Below are 4,303 nucleotides of genomic sequence, written 5' to 3' on the forward strand. Positions count from 1 at the left end.
TCCCAGTCCACATCAGCGACGATGACATTGCCGTCACCACGCTCCAACGCCGTGGCCAGACCCGCGATCGCCACCTCCGGAGCCATCGTCGGCAAGCCCCTGCTCCGCAACTGCGCCGCCGCGCCCTGACCGGCACCGGCAACCATGCCGCCACCACCCCACGGACCCCACGCAACCGCCGTCGCAGGCAGACCATGAGCCCTACGATGCTCGGCCAGCGCATCCAGATAGGCATTGGCCGCCGCATACGCACCCTGCCCACCACTGCCCCACACACCAGCAATGGACGAGAACAACACAAACGCGTCCAACTGCCGACCATCCAGCAGCTCATGCAAATTCCGCGCACCGTCGACCTTCGCCGACAGCACATCAGCGAAGTCACCCAGGTCCGCCGGATCGAGGTCCGCGAGGACGGTCGAACGCTCGATGCCTGCCGCGTGTACGACGGCGGTCAGCGACGGGATGCTCCAGAGCAGTTCGGCGACGGACTCCCTGTCCGTCATGTCGCACGCGGCGAAGGTGACGCGCGCGCCCAGCTCGACGAGCTCGGCCTCCAACTCCGCGGCGCCCTCGGCCGCACTGCCGCGCCGGCTGACCAGTACGAGGTGCTCGGCCCCGTGCCCCGCCAGCCAGCGCGCCACGTGTCCGCCCAGGGCGCCGAGGCCACCGGTGACCAGTACCGTGCCGCGCGGCGTCCAGCCGGTGCCGGTGGTGGCCTCGCTCAGCGGCGCGGGCACCAGCCTGCGGCCGAGGATTCCGTTGCCACGTATGGCGATCTGGTCCTCGCCGTTCGGTTCGGCGAGGAAGGCTGCGAGCAGGTCCGCGGTCGTCTCGTCCTGCGCTTCGGGCAGGTCGATGAGACCGCCCCAGCGGCCGGACTGCTCCAGCGCGGCCACCCGCCCCAGACCCCACAACATCGACTGCTCGAACCCGGCAACCTCATCAGCCGAACCCGCAGCCACCGCACCCGACGTCAGGCACCACAGCGGCACCTCCGCCTCACCCAGCGCCCGCAACAAGCCAACCGTGGCCACAACACCCGCAGGCACCGCCGACCCACCCGCATCAGCAAGCCCCAACAACGAGACGACCCCGTCCAGAGCCGACAGGCCGGCCAGCTCCTCCGCCCAGTCGACCGCCTCCGGGTCCACCAGCAGGACACGCACATCAACCGCGCCATTACGCGTCAGCGACGCACGCACCCACTCGGCACGCCCCTCACCAACCGGCGCGACAACCAACCAAGCACCACCCACGCGCCCAGACCCGGCAGCCGCAGCCACCGACCGCCACTCGACCCGATACCGCCAACCATCCACCGTGGCGCGCCCCTGCTGCTCCCTGCGCCACGCCGAAAGCCTCGGCAACACCTCACTCAACGGAGCATCCGACGACACATCCAGCGTGCGGGCGAGATCGGCGATGTCGCCGTCCTCCACGACGCCCCAGAACCGCGCGTCCACCGGCGAAAGCAGTTCGACGTCCATGTCGGCGGGGCGGGCGTCGAGCCAGTAGCGCTCGCGCTGGAAGGCGTACGTCGGCAGGTCGACGTGCCGTGTGCCGCGACCGGCGAAGAACGCCTCCCAGTCCACCCGCACGCCACGCACGTGCAGTTGTCCCGCCGCGGTCGTTGCGGCCAGGGCCTCGGGGCGGTCGTTCCGCAGTACCGGCACGAAGGCCGCCTCCGGCGCGGACATCTGGCCCAGCGCGGCCAGCGTGCCGCCCGGTCCGACCTCGACGAACGTACTCACGTCGTCGTCCACGAGCGTGCCGACGGCGTCGGCGAAACGGACGGATTCGCGCACATGCCGCACCCAGTACTCGGGTGACATCAACTCCTCGGCGCTCGCTCGGACACCGGTCAGCGTCGACACGATCGGAATCGCGGGCGCCTGGCACGACACGCCCTCAAGCACCCGGCGGAACTCGTCCAGCATCGGGTCCATCAGCGGCGAGTGGAACGCATGGCTGACCTTCAGGCGAGACACCTTCCGGCCCGCCTCACGCCACTTCTCCGCGACCGCGTCTACGTCCTCCGCGACACCGGAGATCACCACCGAGTCCGGACCGTTGACGGCGGCGATGCCCACCGTCTCCGACAGATCCGCCGCGATCTCCGCCTCGGACGCCTGGACCGCCACCATCGCACCGCCCCCAGGCAGCGCCTGCATCAGCGCACCCCGCGCCGACACCACCTTCACCGCATCAGCCAGCGACCACACACCAGCCACATGGGCTGCCGCCAACTCGCCGATCGAGTGACCCGCCAGCGCATCCGGCCGAACACCCCACGACTCAAGCAGACGGAACAGCGCCACCTCCACCGCGAACAGCGCAGGCTGCGTCACTCCCGTCTCATTCAGCGCCTCGGCATCCTCACCGAACAGCACCTCACGCACCCGCGGATCACACTCATCCAGTACGGCATCCAGCGCCTCGGCGAACACCGGATACAGGCCCGCCAGTTCACGGCCCATCCCGAGCCGCTGCGAACCCTGACCCGAGAACAAGAAGGCCAGTCGGCCGGGGGCGTCGGCCACGCCCGTGACGGCGGTGCCGGTCGGCCGGCCCTCGGCGACGGTCGTCAAGGCGGCCAGGAGCGCCGACCGGTCGGCGCCGGTCACCACCGCGCGATGCTCATGGACCGCCCGCGAGGACACGAGCGCACGGCCCACATCCGGCGCCGCCAGATCCGATGCCTCGTCCACGAAGGACTTGAGGCGCGCGGCCTGCTCGCGCAGCGCCTCGGCACTGCGCGCCGAGAGCACCCACGGCACCAGGCCCTCCCCCACCGGCTCGGGGGCTTCGGGCTGCTCAGGGGTTTGAGGCTGCTCGGCGGGGGCCTGCTCGACGATGACGTGGGCGTTCGTGCCGCTCACGCCGAACGATGACACACCCGCGCGCCACGGCTGGCCGGTCTCCGGCCAGGGGCGCGCCTCCGTCAGCAACTGAACGGCGCCGGCGGACCAGTTCACGTGTGAGGTCGGCTCGTCCACGTGGAGTGTCCGCGGCAGCACGCCGTGCCGCATCGCCATGACCATCTTGATGACGCCCGCGACGCCGGCGGCGGCCTGGGTGTGGCCGATGTTCGACTTCACCGAGCCCAGCCACAGCGGCCGGTCGGCGGGGCGGTCCTGGCCGTAGGCCGTCAGCAGTGCCTGGGCTTCGATCGGGTCACCCAGCTTCGTCCCCGTACCGTGCGCCTCTACCGCGTCCACCTGTGCCGCGGAGAGCCGTGCGGCGGCCAGTGCCTGGCGGATGACCCGCTGCTGGGAGGGGCCGTTGGGGGCGGTCAGGCCGTTGGACGCGCCGTCCTGGTTCACCGCGGAGCCGCGGATCACCCCGAGGACGGGGTGGCCGTTGCGCTGGGCGTCCGAGAGGCGTTCCAGTACGAGCAGGCCGACGCCCTCACCCCAGCCGGTGCCGTCGGCGGCTTCGGCGAACGCCTTGACGCGGCCGTCCGCCGCGAGGCCGCGCTGGCGGCTGAAGTCGATGAACACCCCGGGCGACGACATCACGGTGACGCCGCCGGCGAGGGCGATCGGGCACTCGCCGTGCCGCAGCGCGTGCACCGCGAGGTGCATGGCGACCAGGGACGACGAGCAGGCCGTGTCGATGGTCAGCGCGGGGCCCTCGAAACCGAAGGTGTAGGAGAGGCGGCCGGAGATGACGCTCGCCGCGTTTCCGGTGCCGAGGAAGCCCTCGTAGCCCTCGGGCGCGCCGGTCAGCAGGCGGGCCAGGTAGTCCTGGCCGTTGGTGCCGACGAACACGCCCGACCTGCTGCCGCGCAGCGACGTCGGGTCGATGCCCGCCCGCTCGAAGGCCTCCCAGGACGTTTCGAGGAGCAGCCGCTGCTGCGGGTCCATCGCGGCGGCCTCGCGGGGCGAGATGTTGAAGAACGCCGGGTCGAAGTCCGGTGCGTCGTGGACGAAGGCGCCCTCGCGGGTGTAGCAGGTGCCCTGCCGGTCGGGGTCGTCATCGAAGAGTGCTTCCAGGTCCCAGCCGCGGTCGGTGGGGAACTCCGAGACGGCGTCCTCGCCGTCCCGCAGGAGTCGCCACAGGTCCTCCGGGGACCGCACACCCCCGGGGAACCGGCAGCTCATGCCGACGATCGCGATCGGCTCGACCTCGCGTTCCTCGGCCTCGCGCAGCTTGCCGCGCGCCTCCTGGAGGTCCACGGAGGCTCGGCGGAGGTAGTCGAGGTACTTCTCCTCGTTGGACATGTCTTGGGACCCTTCAGGTGAGTTCATCGGCTCAGTACCTACCGAGTTGTTCGTCGAGCAGCGGGAGCGGCTCGTGC

General features: G+C 71.0%; 1 protein-coding gene. It reads right to left on the minus strand.

Going from position 1 to position 4,303, the window contains the following annotated elements:
* Positions 1–4,226, minus strand: a 4,226-nt coding sequence (locus ACZ6JY_RS38415) for a type I polyketide synthase (RefSeq protein ID WP_469203858.1), incomplete at its 3' end; no start/stop codon positions are given.
* Between the last annotated feature and the right edge of the window lie 77 nt (positions 4,227–4,303).

This window comes from Streptomyces sp. NPDC046335, from assembly GCF_055587985.1.